We start from the raw sequence: 20,135 nt of genomic DNA, 5'->3' as shown, positions 1-20,135 counted from the left end.
GTGGATCTCCCTTTTCGCCCCGGTTGCTCCCTCTTGTCTGCCGCATCACGGCGCATGCCGCAACCGGAGAATTTCTTGAACATGTTCAAGGAACCCCGTACAGTCGCATCTGCGAGTTGAACACGTTCAACGCGCTGCGGAGGGGAGTCGTCGTGACGGTACTGGTGAACGTGATCGTCACCTTGGGCATGCTCTACGTGGTCCCGGCGGGGCTGCGCCTGATAGATCCGGCCGCGTTCGGCCGGGCCGCCCGCCTGTGGCCCCTGCCCGCCGCACTCGGAGCGGTGAGCCTGTGGCTGCCGCGCGGGCTGCCCGCCGCCCTGCCGGCCGCACTCTACGCGGCGGCCTGCCTGGCGCTCGCCGCACGAGCCCCCGCCGCGCTTCCGCGCGGCCGGCGGCCCGGACCGGCCGACATCGCCGTGGCCACCGCGCTGGCCTCGCCCGCGGTCGCCGGGACCGCCCTGGTCGCCGAACGCGCCGGCCACCGGCTCTTCGGCTTCGACCTCGACGTCCTGGCCCTCACCGTGCCCCACTTCCACTTCGCCGGGTTCATGGCCGCCCTGGTCGCCGGACTGGTCTGCCGGGCCGCGGCGCCCGGGCCGGGCGCGCGGTGGGCGGCCTGCAGCGTCCCCGCCGGCACCCTGCTCGTGCTCGTTGGCTACTTCGTCGACGACTGGGCCGAACTGGCGGGCGCGGTGGTCCTGACCGCGGGGATGTGGGCCGTGGCCCTGGCGACCTGGCGGGAGATCCGTCCCGCCGGACGCGACCGGACCACGCGCGCGCTGCTCGCCACCTCGGCGGTGGTGCTGCCGACCACCATGCTGCTCGCCCTGTGGTGGGCGGTCGGCGAGGCCACGGGGATCGCGCACCCCACCCTGACCTGGATGGCCGCGACCCACGGCCTCGGAAACGCCCTCGGATTCGCCCTCTGCTCGGTGCTCGCCTGGCGCCGGCTCACCGCAACGCTCCCGCAGACCGCCCGACAGGAGACCACACCATGACCCGCCCCATCAGCGCCGGCCGGGACGCCCTCAGCTACCCCGACCGGGGTGCGACGGCCCGCCTCCCGCTGCCCGCCGGCTACCACCACCTGCACCACCGGGCCCGGATCGGGCAGGGGCGGGCCGCCTTCGAGGCCGCCGGAGTCGCGGTGACGACCTTCCGCGCCCACCGGACCTCCGGCATGAGCGTGGAGGCGGACGCCGGGGCCGTCCGCCCCGGCAGCCGCGCGGTGGTCGGCATCGGCATCGGCCCGCTGCGGATCAGCGCTCCCTGCGAGGTGGTCTGGACGGCGTACGAGCCCGCGCGTGTGGGTTTCGCGTACGGAACGCTGACCGGCCACCCCGAGAGCGGGGAGGAGTCCTTCGTCGTGGACATGGAGGCCGACGGCACGGTGTGGTTCACCGTGACCGCCTTCAGCCGCCCGGCCCGCTGGTACACCCGCCTCGCGGGCCCGGTGGTCCCCGTCCTCCAGCTCGGCTTCGCCCGCCGGCTCGGCCGCCAGGTGCGCGGGCTGGCCGCCGGCGCCTGACCGGCCCGATACTGGAGGCGATGGACTGGTTCACGGCGCCCGGGTACTGGCTCGGCCGGCTGGTCTTCCAGCGGGCCCTGGCCGGTGTCTACCTCTTCGCCTTCGTCGGGGCCGCCTTGCAGTTCCGGGCCCTGATCGGCGCGAAGGGCATGCTCCCCGTGCCGCAGTACGTGCGGTACGTGCCCTTCCGGCGCGCCCCCAGCCTGTTCCAACTGCGCTACTCGGACCGGCTCTTCGCGAGCTGCGCCTGGGCCGGGGCGGCGCTGGCCGCGGCGCTCGCGGCGGGCGCCGGGGACGAGGTGCCGCTGGCCGTCGCCATGGCGATGTGGGCGGCGCTGTGGCTGCTCTACCTCTCCATCGTGAACGTGGGGCAGACGTGGTACTCGTTCGGCTGGGAGTCGTTGCTGCTGGAGGTCGGCTTCCTCGCCGTCTTCCTCGGCAACGCGCGCACCGGCCCACCGGTCCTGGTGCTCTGGCTGCTGCGCTGGGTGCTGTTCCGCGTGGAGTTCGGGGCCGGACTGATCAAGATGCGGGGGGACTCCTGCTGGCGCGGGCTGACCTGCCTGTACTACCACCACGAGACGCAGCCGATGCCCGGTCCGCTGAGCTGGTTCTTCCACCGCCTGCCGAAGCCCGTGCACCGGGTGGAGTGCGCCGCCAACCACGTCACCCAACTGGTGGTGCCGGTGCTGCTCTTCACCCCGCAGCCGGTGGCCTCGTACGCCGCGGGGCTCATCGTGGTGACGCAGCTGTGGCTCGTGGCGTCCGGGAACTTCGCCTGGCTGAACTGGCTGACGATCACCCTGGCACTGTCCGCCGTGGACTTCACCGGGCTCGCGGGGGCGCCCCCGGCCGCCGCCTCGCGGGCGGCGCCGGTGTGGTTCGCGGTGCTGGTCTGCGCCGTGACCGTGCTGGTGCTGGTGCTCAGCCGCCATCCGGTGCTGAACATGATCTCGCGCCGCCAGGTGATGAACCGGTCCTTCGACTCCCTGCACCTGGTCAACACTTACGGCGCGTTCGGGACGGTGGGCCGGATCCGCGAGGAGGTGGTGGTCGAGGGCACCGACGACCGGGTCCCGCACCCGGACGGCGCCTGGCGGGAGTACGGCTTCAAGGGGAAACCGGGGGAACCGGGCCGGATCCCGCGCCAGTTCGCCCCGTACCACCTGCGCCTGGACTGGCTCATGTGGTTCGCGGCCCTCTCCCCCGGCTATGCGCGGGACTGGTTCGGGCCGTTCGTGGAGCGGTTGCTGGCGGGTGACCGGGACACGCTGCGGCTCCTGCGCCACAACCCCTTCCCGGACGCCCCGCCGCGTTACGTCCGCGCCCTGCTCTACCGCTACCGGTTCACCACTTGGCGGGAGCTGCGCGAGACGGGCGCGTGGTGGCACCGCACCCTGGTCCGCGAGTACCTGCCGCCCACCCGTCTCGCGGGCGCGGCCGGGTCAGAGCCCGAGTAGGGCCGCTTCCCGCTCGGCGTCGAGGCCGGGCGCGGGCCGGTCCGGACGCTGCGGGGCCACCCCGTCGAGCGACCGCAGCCACGTCCAGGTGTCGGCCACGGTCTCCTCGACCGGGCGGCATTTCAGGCCGGCGGCCAGGGCCTTGGAGACGTCACCGCCGTGCATGTGGTCATGGCCTTCGCCGGGCCCGGTCCAGATCGGGAGCTCGGTCCAGGGCTGTATTCCGGCCGCCAGGATGTGCGCCGGGTCGGTCCAGCGCAGTTCGGCCGCGCCGCCGGTGGTGGCGGCGCATGCCTCCAGGAGACTTCCCATCGTGGCGTGCCCGACCGGGGACACCGCGTTGAAGGGCCCGTGGTGGCCGGCGGCGGCCGCGTCGAGGGTCCAGCGTGCGAGGTCGCGGACGTCGATGTACTGGAGCGGCAGTCCGCGCGGGCCGGGGGCGAGCACCGGGCCGCCGCGGGCGGTGCGGTTCAGCCACCAGGGCAGCCGGCCGACGTTCTCGTACGGGCCGAGGATGAGCCCGGCGCGCGCCAGCAGGGCCCGGTCTCCGAAGGCGTCCAGGACGGCGAGTTCGGCGCCGCGCTTGTCCTCGGCGTAGGCGGTGGATCCGGCATCGGGTGAACCCTCGACCAGGGGGCCGTCCTCGCCCGTTCCGGCCGGCGCGGGATAGGCGTGCACCGAGCGGCTGGAGACGTAGGCGTACCGGCCGGCCCGCTCGCGCAGCAGCCGCGCGCTGTCGCGCACGGCGGTGGGGGCGCCGCCCCACGTGTCGACGACGAGGTCCCATTCCCCGTCGGCCAGGGCGCCCAGGCCGCCGGGGGCGGTGCGGTCCCCGTGCAGGGCCGCGGTGCCGGGTGGGGGCGCGTGGTGGCCCCGGTGGAAGACCGTCACGTCCCAGCCCCGGTCGAGGGCGTCCTCGGTGATCGCGCGTCCGACGAATTCGGTTCCGCCCAGCATCAATAGCTTCATGCGCCTCAGCCTGCCCCCGTGACCCGGGGCGGCGGAAGCCATGATCGCCGTCAGCGATGACGCCGACGGCGTAGGCGGTCGGGGAACCGCGGGCGCGGCGGCGCCCCGGTGCGGGTGGGCACAGGGGCGCGCGTACCGCTCTTGCGGGTCAGTCGATACCGGGCAGGATGTGCGATTCCGCCAGGTCGTCCTCGTATCCCGCCAGCCGGATCGGGGCGGACCGCGCCCAGACCTCCAGGCTTCCGAGCTCGTCGGTCCGCGGTTTGGTCCGCGTCCCCGGTCGCTCCAGCAACGTCGGTTCGGGCTTCGTCGTTTCAGTCACCGCGCACTCCTCATGTGTCGCGTAACCCGGCAGGCGTGCCGCCCCGGGCTGGGAGGAAAGGGTTTCCGGACGCGGTGGCGCCTTGGTGGAGCGAGGCCCGGGTGGGGCCGTCTGATGCACCAGAGTACACATATGAGCGGGGCCCCGCTCGATAGCAAGGCAAAAACCACGCCACCCTCTCCATTTCTCCGCGAGTTCGGGAAGTCGCCGGCCCGCGGATGCGACCAGCATGGTGCGCTCGCCGCCGAACGCGCGCGGGAGCGAGGGGGCGAGGGCGCGCGCGGGGCCCGGAGGACGGGCGAGAAGCTCCGGTTCCCGGGCCTGGTACGGGACTTCGGGGAGCTGCTCCGTCCGGGTGACGCTGCGTCCCCGCACGATCACGAAGGGGCAGGGATCGCGCGGGCGTTGTCGCGGCGGAGGCGTGCCGGTCCCGGCGGCGGCCGTTCGTCCCCGTAAGCGCGAGCGACCCCCTCGGGATGCCGAGGGGGTCGGTCGGTGGTCGGGGGGCGCGGCCCGGGCCGCGCGGGCACGGGCTGCCGCCGGTGCACGGGCTCCCGGCGCATGGGCTCACCCGGTTCGCGGGCCGCGCCGGCTTCGCGTGATGCACCGCTTCGCGCGGTTCACCCGTTTCGCCGCGCCGTGGTGGCTACCAGTTCGCGGGGGCGTAATCCTTCAGGAAGACGCCGAACAGGTCCTCGCCCGCCTCACCGCGGACGATCGGGTCGTAAACGCGGGCCGCGCCGTCGACCAGGTCGAGCGGGGCGTGGAAGCCCTCCTCGGCCAGGCGGATCTTGTCCGGGTGCGGACGCTCGTCGGTGATCCAGCCCGTGTCGACGGCGGTCATCAGGATCCGGTCCGTCTGGAACATCTCCTGGGCACTGGTGCGCGTGAGCATGTTCAGCGCGGCCTTCGCCATGTTCGTGTGCGGGTGGCCGGCGCCCTTGTAGCCGCGGCTGAAGACGCCCTCCATCGCCGAGACGTTGACCACGTACCTGCGGTCGGCCGCGGCGGCGGCCATCGCCGGGCGGAGCTTGCTGATGAGGATGAACGGCGCGGTGGAGTTGCACAGCTGGACTTCCAGCAGCTCGATCGGGTCCACCTCGGACACCGTCTGGATCCAGCTGTTGGTGTCGTGCAGGTCCGGCACCAGGCCGCCCGCGTCGATGGCGGTGCCGGCCGCGATCCGCTCCAGGGAGGCGGAGCCCGAGACCAGCGCGAGCTCGGTGATGTCCTGGGCGCTGAGCTTCTCCCCCCTGCCGGTCGGCAGCGCGGCCACGCGGTCGACGCTGCCGCTGCCGAAGGTGCCGATGACCTCGGCGGAGGGCAGCTCACCGGCCGGGAGCGGGGCGTTCTCGGCGGCGACGAGCTCGCTGTAGGCGCCCGGGGAGCGGCGTACGGTCTGCGCGGCGTTGTTGATCAGGATGTCGAGCGGGCCCTCGGCGGCCACCGAATCGGCGAGCGCGACGACCTGGGCCGGGTCGCGCAGGTCGATCCCGACGATCTTCAGCCGGTGCAGCCACTCGGAGCTGTCGGGCATGGCCTTGAAGCGGCGGATCGCGTCGTTGGGGAAGCGCGTGGTGATGGTGGTGTGCGCGCCGTCGCGCAGCAGCCGCAGCGCGATGTACATGCCGATCTTGGCGCGCCCGCCGGTCAGCAGGGCACGGCGGCCGGTCAGGTCGGTGCGGGCGTCCCGCCGGGCCCGGTTGAAGGCCGCGCAGTCCTGGCAGAGCTGGTGGTAGAAGGCGTCGACCTCGACGTAGCGCGTCTTGCAGACGTAGCAGGAACGGGGGCGCTGGAGTATCCCGGCGATGGGGCCTTTGGTGGCGGCGGTCAGGGCGTTGCCCTGGGTCTCGTCGTCGATGCGCTCGGCGGATCCGGTGGCGGTGGCCTCGGTGACGGCCTTGTCGTTCGCTGTCTTGGCGGCGCGCCGCTCCTGGCGGCGGCGCTGCTTGACCGTGCGGTAGAGGCCGGCGGTGGCGCGGCGTACCGCGATCGCGTCGGGGTGGTCGATGTCGAGCTTGTCCAGCTCGTCGATCACACTGAGGCAGAGCGCCAGTCGCTCGGGGTCGATGCCCGGTCCGTAGGCGTACCCGTGCGCCTGGCTGTCTTCGGTCACCGTCATGGCCGCTGCCGTTCCTTGCTCACTCGTCCGCATCCGCCTGCTGCGGAAGTCCTCAAAAGAGGAACTGTACGGATCGGACGCGCCCGGGTCCAAACCCGGTGGCCCACCCCTCACGCACCGCGAAACGGCCGCGACTCAGCGCCACTGCGGCGGCTTTTCGGCGAGCGGGCTCGCAGGCGGCCGACCACCGGGGTGCCGGCCTGACCGCCCCACCGGCCGCCGTGACCCTGGTCGACCCCGTGGCCGCGGCGACGGCCGGCGCCGCGGTGGCGGCCGCCGGACTCGTCGCACTCACCGTCGCGCCCTCGCACGCCCGGGGTCAGATGCGGACCCCGTGGGCGCGGAGGTACTTCAGCGGGTCGATGTCGGTGCCGTAGCCGGATCCCGTGCGCATCTCGAAGTGCAGGTGCGGTCCGCTGGAGTTGCCGGTGGAGCCGGACCGGCCGATCCGCTGGCCCCCGGACACCTGCTGGCCGGCCTTCACGCCGAGCGCGGACAGATGGGCGTACTGGGAGAACCGGCCGTCGGTGTGCCGGATGACGACCTGGTAGCCGTAGGCACCGGCCCAGCCGGCGGAGACGACGTGCCCCTGCGCGACGGACTTCACGGCGGTGCCGGTCGCCACGGGGAAGTCGACCCCCGTGTGGTAGCCGCTCGACCAGGAGGAGCCCGCGACGCGGTAGGCGGTGCCGAGCGCGCCGTCGACGGGGGCGAAGAAGCCTCCGGAAACCGGCTTCTGCTGCGGTGAGGCAGGCTGCTGCGCGGGCTTCGCGGCCGGCTTCGCAGCGGGCTTCGCGGCGGATTCGGCAGCGGGCTTCGCGGCGGGTTTCGCGGCCTGGTTCTGCGCGGGCTTGGCCGCGGGTCCGGTCGGCTTCTGCGCCGCCGGCTCCCCGGGCTTCACGGGCTCGGCCGTGCGCGGGGGCTTCTCCGGGTTCTGGGCGGGCGGTGCGGCGGTGATCCGCAGGGTGAGGCGCTGCCCTGGGAAGATCAGGTTCGGGTTGCCGCCCACCGTGGCCCGGTTGGTCTCGTACAGGGCCTGCCAGCCGCCGTCGACCTGCTGCTCGGTGGCGATGGCCGAGAGCGAGTCGCCGGGCGCGACGACGTAAGGGTTCGGCAGGACGGGCGTCCCGGTCGGGCGGGGCGTGCTCCCCTGCTGCCCGGTGGCCGTTCCGGCCTGCTGCGGCCGGACCTGCCTCTGCGCCTGCGCCGGGATCTGCGCCCGGGTCTGCTTCTGCGCCTGGGCGGGGATCCCCACCTGCTTCTGCGCCGGCTTCCCCGGCGCCACGGCGGGGGCCGGGCCGCTGCGGCTGAGCCCGGCCTTCTTGCCGCACTGGGGCCACGCCTGGGGCCCCTGGCCCTTCAGGACCTTCTCGGCGACCGCGATCTGCTGCTCCTTGGTGGCCAGGTCGGCGCGGGGCGCGTGGGCGCCGCCACCGAAGGCGCGCCAGGTGCTGGGGCTGAACTGCAGGCCGCCGTAGTAGCCGTTGCCCGTGTTGATGTGCCAGTTGCCGGTGGACTCGCAGGCGGCGACCTTGTTCCAGGTGTCCACGGACGCGGCCTGCGCGGTTCCGGCGCCGACGAACGGGAGCGCGAGCCCGGCGCCTCCGGCGGTGACCGCGAGCGAGGCCCGGTTGATACTGCTCGGCTGATACCGGCGGTGCCGGCCCCGTACACCCATTGGGAGCCCCCCTGGAAGACATCAGGAACCGCACAACCTAACGGCCTCACCAAGGCATGACAAGGGGCGCAACCGGGCGCACGCCAAAGGCATTTGACATCACGTCGGAGGGAGGAGCCACCGCGGGGGCGTCGACCCGGCGCGGGCGGGGGTGTCTGCGCACATCAGGCGCACGGGAGCGGCCGGGAGCACGGGCCCGGGCGATCTCCGCTCGGGCTCAGCTCCAGGGGCCGGGCTGCGGCACCGGGGCGGGTCCCGGCGGCGGGGGCACCGGGTCGGGCTCCGGGACGGGGCCGGGGACGGGGGGCGTGGGCCGCGGCATCGGAGCGGGATCCGGGAAGGGGGTGGGATCCGGATGCGGCTCGGGTTCGGGGACGGGCGGCTGCGTCTCATCTAGTTCTCGCACCATATGACCCAGTTTCCCGCGCCGGCGCGAGGAATGCGCCTTCACGAGGAAATGCGCGCAGGCACGTGCACCCGCGCAGGGCACCTGCGCGAGGAAGGCCCCGGCGTTCCCGCTACAGCGCCCCCGCCTGGCGCAGACCTGCGGCCAGCCCCGGGGCCGGGCTGGACAGGACCGGGATCCGTGTGGTGACGAGATCCGCGGCGCCCGCCATCGAGACCTGGGCCAGGACGATCACGTCCGCGTCCGCGTGCGTGAAGGCGTCGGCGACCGCGGCCACCCGGGCCAGGTGTCCGGCGCTGTCGCCCGCCGCGAAGCGCTCCCACGCCCCATCGACCAGGTGCGCGCTGATCACCGGCTGCCGTCCGCCCGCTTCCTCGGCGAGCAGCTCAGCGGTCGGCGCGAAGGTCGACTCCACGGTGGCCAGTACGGCGATCCGCGCTCCCGTGCGCACCGCGGCGGCGGCCATCGGCCGGTCCACGCGCAGCACGGGGCTGCCGAGCGCGGGGGCCAGGGCCTCCGCGACCGCCCCGATCGTCGAGCAGGTGACCAGTACGGGCCCGCGTACGGCCGCGGCGAGCACCTCCAGCACCGCCGGAGCCACCGCCTGCGGCCCTTCGGCGCGGGCCCGCTCCAGCAGTTCCGGAACCACCAGGTGGCGCAGGACGGCCCCCGGGTGGTTCCGGTCCCGCAGCGCGTCGAAGACGGGGACGTGCGCGGACGACGTGTGCAGCAGGGTCAGGCCGGGGGCCGTCACCACAGCGTGCGGTCCCCCTTCAGCTGGGCCTTGGCCGCCGCCACCACCTCGGCCGGGGCCTCGGGTGCCTTCTCCGGGTGCTTCGCGGCCCAGCTCGCCGCGTACGGGCAGAGCGGCACCACGGGCACGCCTTCGGCGGCGGCGATCCCGTAGAAGGTCTTCACCAGCCCGCCGGCGATACCGCGGCCCTCGTGCTCCGGTTCCACCACCGTGTGCACCGCCACCAGGGCGTGGGGCTGCTCGGCGAGCACGAAGTAGGCGATGTACCCGACCACCGCCCCGTCCTCGACGGCCAGCAGCCGCCCGGTCTCGCGCGCGTCCTCGAACTCGATCGCCACGGCCCCGCTCCTCTTCAGACAGCCACTGCGTGGGGGCTGCGCTCCTGATCCGTACCGGGGACCGGAGCGGAGGGGTCGGCGCCGAGCGCGACGATGCGGTTGTCCGCGTCGACGTGCACGATCCGCGGCTCGAACCCCCGCGCCTCGGCGTCGTCGACCTGCGCGTAGCTGATGAGGATGACCAGGTCGCCGGGGTGCACCAGATGGGCGGCGGCGCCGTTGATCCCGATGACCCCGGATCCGCGCTCCCCCTCGATGACGTAGGTCTCGAGCCGGGCCCCGTTGGTGATGTCCACGATGTGCACGAGCTCCCCGGGCAGCAGATCAGCCGCGTCGAGCAGATCGGCGTCGACGGTCACGGACCCGACGTAGTGCAGGTCGGCCTGGGTGACCGTGGCCCGGTGGATCTTGGACTTGAACAGAGTGCGCAGCACTTTGGACTCCTCGAAGACGGCTCCCTGCCTGCTTTCTGCAGGTCAAGGGCAGCCCCGACTTTACACCGACACCCCCGACCGATGGTTGTGAAAAACATCGCTCTGCCCGGGCGATACGGCCCTCACCTGAGCTTTCACGCCATCCTTCGGGACGCGTACGCCAACGACGCCACGGACCCGGACCTGTTCGACCACCGGTAGGTGCTGGGTGAGCCGGGCGCGGCCCGGGCGCCCCGAACGGCCACACCCACCTCTTGACCGCCAGGGAGCCGGAGGTTGCGGGCCGCACGATCGAGGCCCAGGGGTGGGCCGGTGAAGGCCGCCGACCAGCCCCGGAAGGGCCGGTAGGGCGGCTCGGTGCTGGTCGACGCGCACAAGGGTGTCGAGCTGGGGACGAGCCAGGCTCGCCGTCCTGAACGGAGCTGCACACGAGCGATGAAGCGGCTGCCAAGACACACCGGACTCGACGCCTCCTCAAGGGGCGCGGCGGACGCGGGCGAGGACCAGAACCGCGTCGTCGGCCGGCGGGGCGGGCAGCAGGCTCGCAAGGATGCGGTCCGCCATTGCTTCCAACGGGCCTGAGGTCCTGCCCAGTTCGGTGCGCAATGCCTTCAGACCGACCTCGAGGTCCGCGCCTCGCGTCTCGATGAGGCCGTCGGTGTACAGGGCGAGACTCGCGTTCCCGGGGAGTTCGATCTCGATCGTCCGGAAAGGACAGCCGCCGACGCCGAGAGGGACTCCCAGGACGTCGTCGATGGTCTCCACTGTGCCGTCCGGCCGGAGTACCAGGGGCGGGGTATGGCCGGCGCTGGCGATGCGGGCTACTCCGCTCTTCGGGTCGTAGACGATGTACAGGCACGTCGCCAGCTCGATGCCGGCCTCCTGGGCGCATGCGTCGAGCTCGGTGAGGAGGTCGTCAGGCTCGCTGTCGTGCCTGGCCAGAGCCTTGGTGGTGATACGAAGGCGGCCCATGGCGGCGGCGGCCGACACACCGTGCCCCATCACGTCGCCCACCACGAGAACGACTCGGCCGTCGGGCAGGCTGATCACGTCGTACCAGTCGCCGCCGACCTCGGTGATCCGACTGCCGGGTACGTACCGGTGGGCCACGTCCACGTACGGGCTGGTCGCCAACGCGCTGGGCAACAACGCCCGCTGCAGAGTGAGGGCGATGTCCTGGACGCGGCTGTACAGACGGGCGTTGTCCAGGCAGATCGCAGCCCGTGAGGCGAGCTCACTGGCCAGGCTGACATCGTCCCGGGTGAAGGCCGGCCGGCCCGTAGACCGGCCGAACATGGCGATTCCCTGGACCGTACCCCTGGCGATGAGCGGGGCGACGAGGACGCAGGCCAACCCACTCTCGGCGAAGAGCCGGGCGCGCGACTCGATGAGGACGGTCCGGGCCAGGAACTCCTCGTTCACCACGGCGGAGATGGCGCGACCGGTCCTCAGCATCTCGTGGATGACGGAGCCGGGCGGATACCGCACCGTCTCCACCCCACTCACGAGTTCGGTGGCCGGAGGGGGCAGGATCGTCCCGGAGGCGATTCTGCGGGTGAACAGCGGTCGCGCCGGGTCAAAGACCTCTGCCTCGTCCATCCACTCCACGACTTCGACCACGGCGCCGTCGCAGAAGTCCGGCACTGCGGCGTCGACCAGCTCCTGGGCGGTGACGTTCACGTCCAGGGTGGTCCCGATGCGAGTGGAGGCCCCGTCCAGCAGAGCCAGCCGTCGACGGCTGGCGGTGGCTTCCAGGATGGCCTGTTCCCGGTCGGTCACGTCCAGCATCAGCCCGCCCACTCCGGGGCGCGAGCCGACCGCCTGGCTCAGGGGGAAGAAACTCACCGACCGCACCTGGTCACGGTCCGGGTGCCCCCGCGGACGCATGCCCACCAGGGTCCCCACGACCGGTGCTCCGCCCAGGGCGACGCCGCGGAGCATGCGCTGGTATTCACCATCGTCGGACATGATCATGATTTCGTCCATGCGCCGCCCGAGGTGGGCCTCGATCGGCAGACCGTCCATGTCGGCGAGCGCCTGGTTGAGATGGACGTACCGGAGGTCCTGGTCGAGCATGACCAGGCCGATGGGGCACGTCTCGAAGAGGGCGTCGAGGAAGGCGAGGTTGGTCTTGACCCGATCGAGCTCGTCACTACGGCTCGCCAGGACCATCACCACCGAAGGTCCGCCGGATCCGGTCACGGAGAAGGCCCGGAAGCCGCAGTCGAAGACGGTGCTGTCCCGATGCCGGACCGGCAGCCGCCCCCTCCAGTAACCCTGAGTCCGGCCGCGCTCGGTCAGCCGGGCGCACGGATCGGGGGCGCCCCGGGGCCCGTCGGCGAAGAGAACGGCGCCGGGCCTCGACAGGACGGCGGTGGCGTCATATCCGAAGAGGTCCCGCGCGCCGGGCCCCCAGTAACAGACGAGGTCCGCGTCATCGAGGCCGAAGACGGCCACCGGCACGTGCTCGAGCAGCGTCCCCGGCTCGGACCAGAACGGGCCGTGGGTCTCCTCGCCCCCCGGCCGAGCCGATGGCACGAGATGTCCCCTTCCACTCGCCGTTTCCATCCATTATCCGGACACCTCGGGCATTCCGCGGCGCGAAGTGCGCCGTGGCGAGGATCGAGCCAAGGGAAACGCCCCGGCCGCCGGTGGCCGGCTCAGCGCAGCAGGGCGGTAACGGCGGCCGGCACGTCGTTGAACTCGTCCCGTCCACCCTTCCATTTCCTGCACCGGCATGACTTCTTGCACGGCGTGTGGGCGTGGGATCCCCATCGGCGCGGCGGCGGCCCGGATCACCGCCTCGGCGACCGTCGCTCCCCGCTGCCGACGGCCCATAGAGGTTAGAAGATGGAGTATGAGCCACCTACTTGGACGCGTCCGACGTCGGCTGCTCGGCTCAACCACGGGCTCTTCCTCTCCCTCTCGGCGTCCCCGCTCAGGAAGCCCCCCGGAGCGTCAGGAGCCCGCCCAGCCCCCCAAGGGAGAGGCGCGGCGGCCGCAGCGTCTGTCCTCCCTTCTGAGCGTGCGCAGCGTGGCCGGCGAGGTGTTCCTCCTGCAGTTGGCCGTCGTGGTGCTGCTCGTCGCCGCCGCGGTGGTGGCGCTCGTGGTGCAAGCCCGGAGCGCCGGCATGGTGGACGCCCGGCACCGTACGCTCGCCGCCGCCGGAACGTTCGCGGAATCTCCGGGAATCGTCGCGGCCCTGCGCAGCCCCCATCCGAGCGCAGTGCTACAGCCGAGCGCCGAGGCGGCCCGGAAGATCGCCGGGGTCGACGGCATCAACGTGTACACACTTTCCGGGGCCACCCTCGCCCACAGCGACCCACGGCAGATCGGGAAGCACGTCGTCGGCCCCTTCTCCAAGGCGGTGGCCGGCCAATCCTTCACCGAGACCTTCGAAGGGTCCTTGGGGCAGTCCGTGGTCTCGGTGGTCCCCGTCAAGGACTCCGACGGCCGCGTCATCGCCATCGTCTCCTCCCCGGTCACGGTGCAGAACGTGCAGAGCATGGTGAACCGGCAGCTGCCGGTCGTCCTCGGCAGTGCAGCCGCGGTGCTCGCCCTGTCCGCGGGCGGAACCGCTCTGGTGAGCCGTCGGCTGCTGCGCCGTACCCATGGCCTGGGACCGGCCGAGATGACGAGGATGTACGAGCACCACGACGCGGTGCTGCACGCGGTGCGAGAGGGCGTACTGATCGTCGGCGGCGGCGGACGGCTGCTGCTGGCCAATGACGAGGCGCGGCGGCTGCTGGACCTGCCGGTGGACGCGGAAGGGCGCCCCGTCACGGACCTTGGTCTGGAAGAGGGGATCGCCGATCCGATCGCATCGGGCCGTTCCGCGACCGACGAGCTGCACATGGCAGCCGATCGGCTGCTGGCGGTGAACATCCGGCCCACCGCGCCCTACGGGCAGGCCGGGACCGTCGTCACGCTGCGGGACACCACCGAGCTGCGGGCACTCTCCGGCAGGGCCGAGGTGGCCCGCGAGCGGCTGAAGCTGCTCTACGACGCGGGGATGCAGGTCGGAACGACGCTGAACGTGGAGCGCACCGCGGAGGAGCTGGCGGAGGTGGCCGTCCCACGGTTCGCCGACGTCGTCACTGTCGACCTGCTGGACCCGGTGCTGCGCGGCGAGGAGCCGCCCGAAGCAACCACCGAGATGCGCCGCACCGCCCGCGTCGGCCTTCAGGGCGACCACCCCCTCTACCCCGTCGGCCGGCTGATCCGGTTCGTTCCCAGCAGCCCCATGGCCGCCGGGCTGGCCGGCAGCCGCGCGGTCCTGGAGGCGGACCTGCGCGCCTCCCACGGCTGGCAGACCCAGGACCCGGCCAACGCCCTGCAGATCCTGGACCGCGGCATCCACTCCCTGATCGCCGTGCCCCTGCGGGCCCGGGGCGTGGTGCTGGGGATGGCCGGCTACTGGCGGACCCAGGACTCCCCGCCTTTCGACGAGGAGGACGTGTCCTTCGCCGAGGAGCTGACCGCCCGGGCGGCGTTGTCCGTCGACAATGCCCGCCGCTACACCCGCGAGCACACCATGGCCGTCACCCTGCAGCGCAGCCTGTTGCCCCGGGGCGTACCGGAGCAGTCCGCCGTTGAGGTCGCGCACCGCTATCTGGCCGCCCAGGCCGGTGTGGGCGGTGACTGGTTCGATGTCATCCCGCTGCCCGGCGCCCGAGTGGTCCTGGTGGTCGGCGACGTCGTCGGCCACGGTCTCCACGCCGCCGCCACCATGGGCCGCCTGCGCACCGCCGTGTACAACTTCTCCACCCTCGACCTGCCCCCGGACGAACTCCTGAGCCACCTGGACGAGCTCGTCGCCCACATTGACACCGACGAGCAGGAGTGGCAGGGGATCACCGGAGCCACCTGCCTGTGCGCCCTCTACGATCCCGTCTCGGGGCAGGTGACGGCCGCCACCGCCGGGCATCCGGGCCCCGCTCTGATCCTTCCCGACGGAACCGTGTCCTTCCCCGAGGTGCCAATCTCCCCGCCGCTGGGCCTCGGCGAGGGCCTGCCCATGGAGACCATGACGGTCACCCTGCCCGAAGGCTCCCGGCTGGCACTCTTCACCGACGGGCTGATCGAGAGCCGCGACCGCGATCCGGACGCGGGCCTGGCAGCGCTAGGCGCCGCTCTGGCCGGGCCCGCCCGCACCCCGGAGGACACCTGCACCGTGGTGATCGACGCGATGCTGCCCACCAGGCCCAGCGACGACGTCGCGCTGCTGGTGGCGCGCACCCGCCGACTGGACCCCGCGCGAATCGCCGAGTGGGACGTACCCCCCGACCCCGCGGCGGTGTCCCCGGTGCGCAACGCCTGCGCCCGCCGACTGGCGGACTGGGGCCTGGAGGACATCGCCTTCACCACGGAACTCATCCTCAGCGAGCTGATAACCAACGCCATCCGCTACGGCACCGAACCCATCCGGGTGAGGCTGCTGTACGACCGCAGCCTGATCTGCGAGGTCTTCGACGGGTCGAGCACCTCCCCGCACCTGCGCCGGGCCGAGGCCACCGACGAGGGCGGTCGCGGCCTGTTCCTCGTCGCGCAGTTCGCCGAGCGCTGGGGCACTCGCTACACCGCCCGCGGCAAGATCATCTGGAGCGAGCAGGCCCTCCACGACGGGGCCGCACCGCCCGCGATGGATCTCGGGGAGGCGCTCCTGGCCGGGGGGGACGGCGAGGGTTTCTGAGAACGCGCCGGTACGGCAGCCGCAGGGAAGACAGCGGACACCGCCGTCTGGGACTGCGCTGCCGAGGCCACCGAACGTACGCTGGCCTCGATCAGTACGCGACCGCCCGTTATGGAGCCTTTGTGCCCGCACCTCGTCTCCGGACAGCCTTCGTCGCCGCCTGCCTGGTCCTCGCAGCGCCCCTCGGCGCCTGCGGAGAGAAGCCCACCACCGCGCCCAGTGCACCCGCGGTGGCCACCTCCGTCGCGGATGCCGGCGGCATGGCAGCACTGACCACAGCGGCGAAGAAAGAGGGCTCGCTCAACACGATCGCGCTCCCGAGCGACTGGGCCAACTACGGCGCACTGATCGACGGCTTCGAGAAGAAGTACGGGATCAAGGTCATCGTGGAGAACCCGGAAGGCACCAGCCAGGACGAGATCAACGCCCTGAAGGAGCACAGGGGCGAAGGCCGCGCCCCCGATGTGATCGACGTGGGGGGCTCGTTCGCGCAGTCCGCGGCACGGCAGGGCCTGCTCGCTCCGTACAAGGTCGCCGCGTACGACGAGATCCCCAAGGAACAGAAGGACGACCGGGCCCGCTGGTACAACAACTACGGCGGTTACATCTCGATCGGCTGTGACGCCAAACGCGTCAAGACCTGCCCCGCGACCTTCGCCGACCTCCGCAAGCCCGAGTACAAAGGCAAGGTCGCGCTCAACGGCAACCCCACCAAGTCCGGCTCGGCCTTCGCCGGGGTCTACGCGGCGGCCCTGGCGAACGGGGGTTCCTTTGACGACGTCCAGCCCGGCATCGACTTCTTCGCCGAGCTCAGCGAGAACGGCAACTTCATCCCGGTCGAATCCACCCCGGCCACGATCGCCAAGGGTCAGACCCCGATCAGCATCGACTGGGACTTCCTCAACCTCGGATACGCCGACGAATTCCGCGAGAAGGGCACGGACGTCGACTGGCGGACCGCCATCCCCTTCGACGGCAGCTTCGCTCAGTACTACGCGAACGGGGTGAACAAAGACGCTCCGCACCCCGCGGCGGCACGTCTGTGGCAGGAGTACGTCTTCAGCCCGGAGGGCCAGAACCTCCGGCTCGGCGCCTATGCACGCCCCGTCCTCATGGACGCCATGGAGAAGGACGGCACCCTCGACAAGCCCGCCGCAGAGAAACTGCCGACGGTCGAGGGCACGCCGACGTTTCCGACGGAGGCGCAGACGGAGAAGGCAAGGGAGACCGTCAACCGCGACTGGGCCGAGGCCGTCTCGAGGCCAGGCGGATGAGCAAGCGGGGCACCAGCATTGAAAACGATTCCCATGACTGATTGAGTGGCCGCGGTCGCACGCGACGCCCCTGCGGTGCCAAGGGGGGCTCCAAGGGGCGTCGCGTGCGGCTGCTTTGACCCGGTGGCTCGGCTTGCTCGTGGCGCACGACGCGACGACACCAGCGGGGTGGTGGTCACCGGACCGGTCGGGCGTTTTCCGGGGCACAGGGTCGTACCGCTTCTGCGGCAGTCGTCCGCGCGGCTGTGGCGGCCAGGTAGGTGATGCGGAGGGCGCCGGTGGCGGGTTCGCGGTCGACCAGCACGTCGACGCCGTAGACCGACCGGATCAGGTCCGTGGTCAGCACGGCCTCCGGAGCGCCCGCCGCGGCGACCTGGCCGTGGTCGAGGACGACGATGTGGTCGCAGTACCGGGCGGCGAGGTTGAGGTCGTGCAGGGCGACGACGCAGGTGACGTCCAGTGACGTCAGCAGGTCGAGGAGTTCCAGCTGGTGGCGGATGTCGAGGTGGTTGGTGGGTTCGTCGAGCAGAATCTCCCGGGGTTCCTGGGCGAGGGCGCGGGCGAGCTGGGCGCGCTGTCTCTCCCCTCCGGAGAGGGTGTGCCAGCTCTGGTGTTGCCGGTCGGTGATGTCGGTGCGTTCCAGCGCCGCGTCGACGATCCGCCGATCCTGCCCGGTCAGCGCGTCGAAGCGGCCGCGGAAGGGGGTGCGGCCGAGTTCCACGACCTGGCGGACGGTGACCTGGTGGTGGGCGGACACGTCCTGTTCGACGACGGCGAGCCGTCGGGCCAGCACCCTGCGGCCGAGGTCGTGCAGGCTCGTGTCGTCGTAGCGGATGGTTCCGGTGTCGGGGCGCCGCAGTCCGGCGAGCAGGCGCAGCAGTGTCGACTTGCCCGAGCCGTTGGGGCCGAGGAGGCCGACGGTCTTCCCGTTGCCGGCCGCCATCTCGATGCCGTCCAGCAGGCGGTGGCCCTTGACCGACCAGGAGAGCCGGGAGGTGGTGATGCGGCCCATCAGGACTCCAGACGCTTCAGGACCAGCGCGAAGGCGGGCGCGCCGAGCAGTGCGGTGATGACGCCGGCGGGCAGCTCGTGGGGCGAGAACGCCGTACGCGCGAACGCGTCCACCCAGATGAGGAAGATGGCGCCGGTGATCGCGGACAGGGGAAGCAACGTGCGGTGCGTCGGGGTCGTCAGGATGCGGACGGCGTGCGGGACGAGCAGCCCGATGAAACCGATCGCGCCGGAGGCGGCCACGGCGGCCGCCGTGATGACCGAAGTCAGCACCATCAGCCAGATGCGTGCCGCGGTGACGTTGATCCCCAGGGCGGCGGCGGAGTCCCAGCCGAAGGTGAAGGCGTCGAGGGCGGGCGCGAAGAACTGGACGGCGACCACCCCGATCAGGATGATCACGACGGTGACGGTCACCCCTTCCCACCGGGCGCCGCCGAGGGTGCCGAGCAGCCAGTAGGTGAAGCCCCGGGTGGAGTTCGCGTCCCCGCTGACCATGAGGATGACCGAGGTGACCGCGGCGAAGAACTGGGACACGAGTACGCCGGTGAGCACCACGCGGGAAGGGCTGGCGACGCGCCCTCCGCCGAGCAGGAGCAGCAGCAGGCCGCAGGAGACCAGGCCGCCGGCGAAGGCTCCGGTCGACAGCGAGATGCTTCCGCCGATGCCCAGCAGGAGCACGGCGACCGCGCCGGTGGAGGCGCCGGAGGAGACTCCCAGCAGGTAGGGGTCGGCCAGGGGATTCCTGGTGACAGCTTGCAGGACCGTGCCCGAGACCGCGAGGGCCATGCCGACGGCGGCGGCCAGCAGCACCCGCGGGAAGCGCGATTCCCAGATCAGGGCGTCGAGCAGGCCCGGCAGGGGCGGGGTGGGGGCGATGCTCCCCAGACCGGCATGCCGCAGGATCGTGGAGACGACGTCCAGGGGCCGGATGTTCGCGCTTCCGAACAGCGACGCGGCCACGACCGACACCAGCAGTCCGGCCACGGCCAGGAAGAGGAGCGCCGCCGTCGGGGCGCGCCGCCGGCGCACCGGAGCGGTTTCAGGGCTGGTGCTCGTGTTTCCGGTGGGCGCGGCGGTCTTGTGCGAAGTAGTCGTCATGATGGTCGCGGGTCAGCCGAGCCTGTTCAGGCCGTCGACCAGCGCGGGCACCACGGACGCGCTGCCGTAGCCGGGATCCATGTGGGAGCCGGGTATGGCGATGAACCGCTCGCCCTTCACCGCGCCGAGCTTGCTGGTGAGGGGGTCCTTCCTGAGCAGGTCGATCTTCTCCTCGGCGGTGTCGTTGGGTTCGCCCCGGGTCAGGTCGGCCAGGATGATGACGTCGGGGTTCCGGGCGGCGACCTCGTCCCAACTCACCTCGGCCCATTTGGTCTTGGCGTCGGCGAAGACGTTCTGAACACCGACGAGATCCGAGATGTGCTGCGGAAGGCCACCGGGGCCCGCCGCCCAGGGAGTTCCGTCGTAGGTGGAGTAGAACCACATCACCTTCAGCGGTGTGTCCCGCTTCTTGACGGAGCCCAGCGCCTTGTCCACCACGGCCTGCTGCTCGGTCGCCAGCTTCTCCCCGGCGGCGGGCACGCCCATGATCCTGCCCAGCCGGCGGTACTCCTCGCGCATCATCTCGAAGTTCGCGCCCGCCACGCTCTCGTGGGACGAGCAGTCGAACTCGGTCAGGTACGTCGGCACGCCCAGGTCGTGCAGCTGCTTCCGGTCGCCGGACTGCTCGGCGGTGAACATGCTCGCGAAGGAGCCGTAGACGAAGTCCGGCTGCGCTTCCAGCAGCTTCTCGTGTTTGATCTCCTGCCCGTGCGCGGACAGGAGCGGAATCTTCTCGTACTGCTCGGCGATCGCGTCCGGCGTCTTCTCGATCTCGTAGCCCGACCCGACGATCCGGTCCCCCACACCGAGGTGGATGAGGATCTCGGCGGCGGCCTGGTTCAGCGTGACGACCTTCTGCGGGGCGGCCTTGTAGGTCACGTCGGTGCCGCAGTTCCGGAGGGTGAACGGGTAGCTCGTCGTCGCACCCGCCCCCGTCGTCGTCGCCCGCCCGCCGGCATCGGCAGCGGGGTCGGCCGTGCACCCCGCAACCGCGAGCACCGCCAGGGCCGTCACAAGTATGGTTATCGTTTTCGTTTTCATCAGAA

16 protein-coding genes are annotated in these 20,135 nt (G+C 71.9%); 5 read left to right on the top strand and 11 right to left on the bottom strand.

The window, feature by feature from the left end; all coding sequences use genetic code 11:
• Positions 1 to 152: 152 nt before the first annotated feature.
• From AC07FY_RS05310 to AC07FY_RS05300, 3 genes are read left to right on the top strand one after another with little or no spacing between them, the layout of a single operon-like run.
• Positions 153 to 1,001, top strand: coding sequence for a YndJ family protein (locus AC07FY_RS05310; protein WP_479000673.1), 849 nt, complete (start codon positions 153 to 155; stop codon positions 999 to 1,001).
• Entirely contained in the window at positions 998 to 1,531 is a 534-nt protein-coding gene (locus tag AC07FY_RS05305) for a DUF1990 family protein (RefSeq protein WP_479000670.1), read from the top strand. The genes AC07FY_RS05310 and AC07FY_RS05305 overlap by 4 nt, the downstream gene beginning before the upstream one ends.
• A gap of 20 nt (positions 1,532 to 1,551) precedes the next feature.
• Entirely contained in the window at positions 1,552 to 2,991 is a 1,440-nt protein-coding gene (locus AC07FY_RS05300; RefSeq protein ID WP_479000667.1) for a lipase maturation factor family protein, read from the top strand.
• Here AC07FY_RS05300 and AC07FY_RS05295 read toward each other — a convergent pair.
• From AC07FY_RS05295 to AC07FY_RS05260, 8 genes are all read right to left on the bottom strand, one after another.
• A complete protein-coding gene (locus AC07FY_RS05295) occupies positions 2,977 to 3,960 on the bottom strand; it encodes an NAD-dependent epimerase/dehydratase family protein (protein ID WP_479000664.1) in 984 nt (327 codons plus the stop codon). The two genes, AC07FY_RS05300 and AC07FY_RS05295, sit on opposite strands and share 15 nt — an antisense overlap.
• 148 nt (positions 3,961 to 4,108) lie before the next feature.
• Positions 4,109 to 4,282 carry a hypothetical protein gene (locus AC07FY_RS05290; protein WP_479000662.1) on the bottom strand — a complete coding sequence of 58 codons (174 nt, stop codon included), beginning with the start codon at positions 4,280 to 4,282 and terminating at the stop codon, positions 4,109 to 4,111.
• Positions 4,283 to 4,928: 646 nt separating this feature from the next.
• Positions 4,929 to 6,404 carry an SDR family NAD(P)-dependent oxidoreductase gene (locus AC07FY_RS05285; RefSeq protein ID WP_479000659.1) on the bottom strand — a complete coding sequence of 492 codons (1,476 nt, stop codon included), beginning with the start codon at positions 6,402 to 6,404 and terminating at the stop codon, positions 4,929 to 4,931.
• 319 nt (positions 6,405 to 6,723) lie between these two features.
• Complete coding sequence (locus AC07FY_RS05280) at positions 6,724 to 8,082, bottom strand: transglycosylase family protein (RefSeq protein ID WP_479000656.1); 1,359 nt, start codon at positions 8,080 to 8,082, stop codon at positions 6,724 to 6,726.
• A gap of 518 nt (positions 8,083 to 8,600) precedes the next feature.
• The gene (locus AC07FY_RS05275) at positions 8,601 to 9,245 is read right to left on the bottom strand and encodes an aspartate/glutamate racemase family protein (RefSeq protein ID WP_479000653.1); all 645 of its coding nucleotides are present in this window, start codon (positions 9,243 to 9,245) and stop codon (positions 8,601 to 8,603) included.
• Positions 9,239 to 9,580, bottom strand: coding sequence for a GNAT family N-acetyltransferase (locus AC07FY_RS05270; protein ID WP_479000650.1), 342 nt, complete (start codon positions 9,578 to 9,580; stop codon positions 9,239 to 9,241). Before AC07FY_RS05270 ends, AC07FY_RS05275 begins: the two co-directional genes overlap by 7 nt.
• 14 nt (positions 9,581 to 9,594) lie before the next feature.
• On the bottom strand, positions 9,595 to 10,014 hold the full coding sequence (gene panD, locus AC07FY_RS05265; protein ID WP_479000647.1) for an aspartate 1-decarboxylase: 420 nt from the start codon (positions 10,012 to 10,014) through the stop codon (positions 9,595 to 9,597).
• 474 nt (positions 10,015 to 10,488) lie between these two features.
• Positions 10,489 to 12,552: a SpoIIE family protein phosphatase gene (locus tag AC07FY_RS05260; RefSeq protein ID WP_479000644.1), complete on the bottom strand. Its 2,064-nt coding sequence runs from the start codon at positions 12,550 to 12,552 to the stop codon at positions 10,489 to 10,491.
• A 487-nt stretch (positions 12,553 to 13,039) separates the two neighbouring features.
• Here AC07FY_RS05260 and AC07FY_RS05255 point away from each other — a divergent pair, with 487 nt between their 5' ends.
• Together AC07FY_RS05255 and AC07FY_RS05250 are read left to right on the top strand one after the other, a co-directional pair.
• Positions 13,040 to 15,706 (top strand): SpoIIE family protein phosphatase, encoded by a 2,667-nt coding sequence (locus tag AC07FY_RS05255; protein ID WP_479000641.1) that lies wholly within the window; start codon positions 13,040 to 13,042, stop codon positions 15,704 to 15,706.
• A 122-nt stretch (positions 15,707 to 15,828) separates the two neighbouring features.
• Positions 15,829 to 16,980 (top strand): ABC transporter substrate-binding protein, encoded by a 1,152-nt coding sequence (locus tag AC07FY_RS05250; RefSeq protein ID WP_479000638.1) that lies wholly within the window; start codon positions 15,829 to 15,831, stop codon positions 16,978 to 16,980.
• A gap of 175 nt (positions 16,981 to 17,155) precedes the next feature.
• On the opposite strand, the gene AC07FY_RS05245 is transcribed toward AC07FY_RS05250, so the two are convergent.
• The 3 genes from AC07FY_RS05245 to AC07FY_RS05235 form a co-directional block, all read right to left on the bottom strand.
• Entirely contained in the window at positions 17,156 to 17,992 is an 837-nt protein-coding gene (locus AC07FY_RS05245; protein WP_479000635.1) for an ABC transporter ATP-binding protein, read from the bottom strand.
• The gene (locus AC07FY_RS05240; protein WP_479001576.1) at positions 17,992 to 19,020 is read right to left on the bottom strand and encodes a FecCD family ABC transporter permease; all 1,029 of its coding nucleotides are present in this window, start codon (positions 19,018 to 19,020) and stop codon (positions 17,992 to 17,994) included. The genes AC07FY_RS05245 and AC07FY_RS05240 overlap by 1 nt, the downstream gene beginning before the upstream one ends.
• An 81-nt stretch (positions 19,021 to 19,101) precedes the next feature.
• On the bottom strand, positions 19,102 to 20,103 hold the full coding sequence (locus tag AC07FY_RS05235) for an ABC transporter substrate-binding protein (protein WP_479000632.1): 1,002 nt from the start codon (positions 20,101 to 20,103) through the stop codon (positions 19,102 to 19,104).
• Positions 20,104 to 20,135 lie beyond the last annotated feature (32 nt).

The sequence above is a fragment of the Streptomyces sp. NPDC045967 genome (assembly GCF_056430495.1).
This window is presented reverse-complemented; position numbering and strand designations above follow the sequence as displayed.

Coding starts and splice junctions, on each gene's coding strand:
- AC07FY_RS05305 (WP_479000670.1), top strand. CDS start 998: ATGACCCGCCCCATCAGCGCCGGCCGGGACGCCCTCAGCTACCCCGAC.
- AC07FY_RS05300 (WP_479000667.1), top strand. CDS start 1,552: ATGGACTGGTTCACGGCGCCCGGGTACTGGCTCGGCCGGCTGGTCTTC.
- AC07FY_RS05295 (WP_479000664.1), bottom strand. CDS start 3,960: ATGAAGCTATTGATGCTGGGCGGAACCGAATTCGTCGGACGCGCGATC.
- AC07FY_RS05285 (WP_479000659.1), bottom strand. CDS start 6,404: ATGACGGTGACCGAAGACAGCCAGGCGCACGGGTACGCCTACGGACCG.
- AC07FY_RS05280 (WP_479000656.1), bottom strand. CDS start 8,082: ATGGGTGTACGGGGCCGGCACCGCCGGTATCAGCCGAGCAGTATCAAC.
- AC07FY_RS05245 (WP_479000635.1), bottom strand. CDS start 17,992: ATGGGCCGCATCACCACCTCCCGGCTCTCCTGGTCGGTCAAGGGCCAC.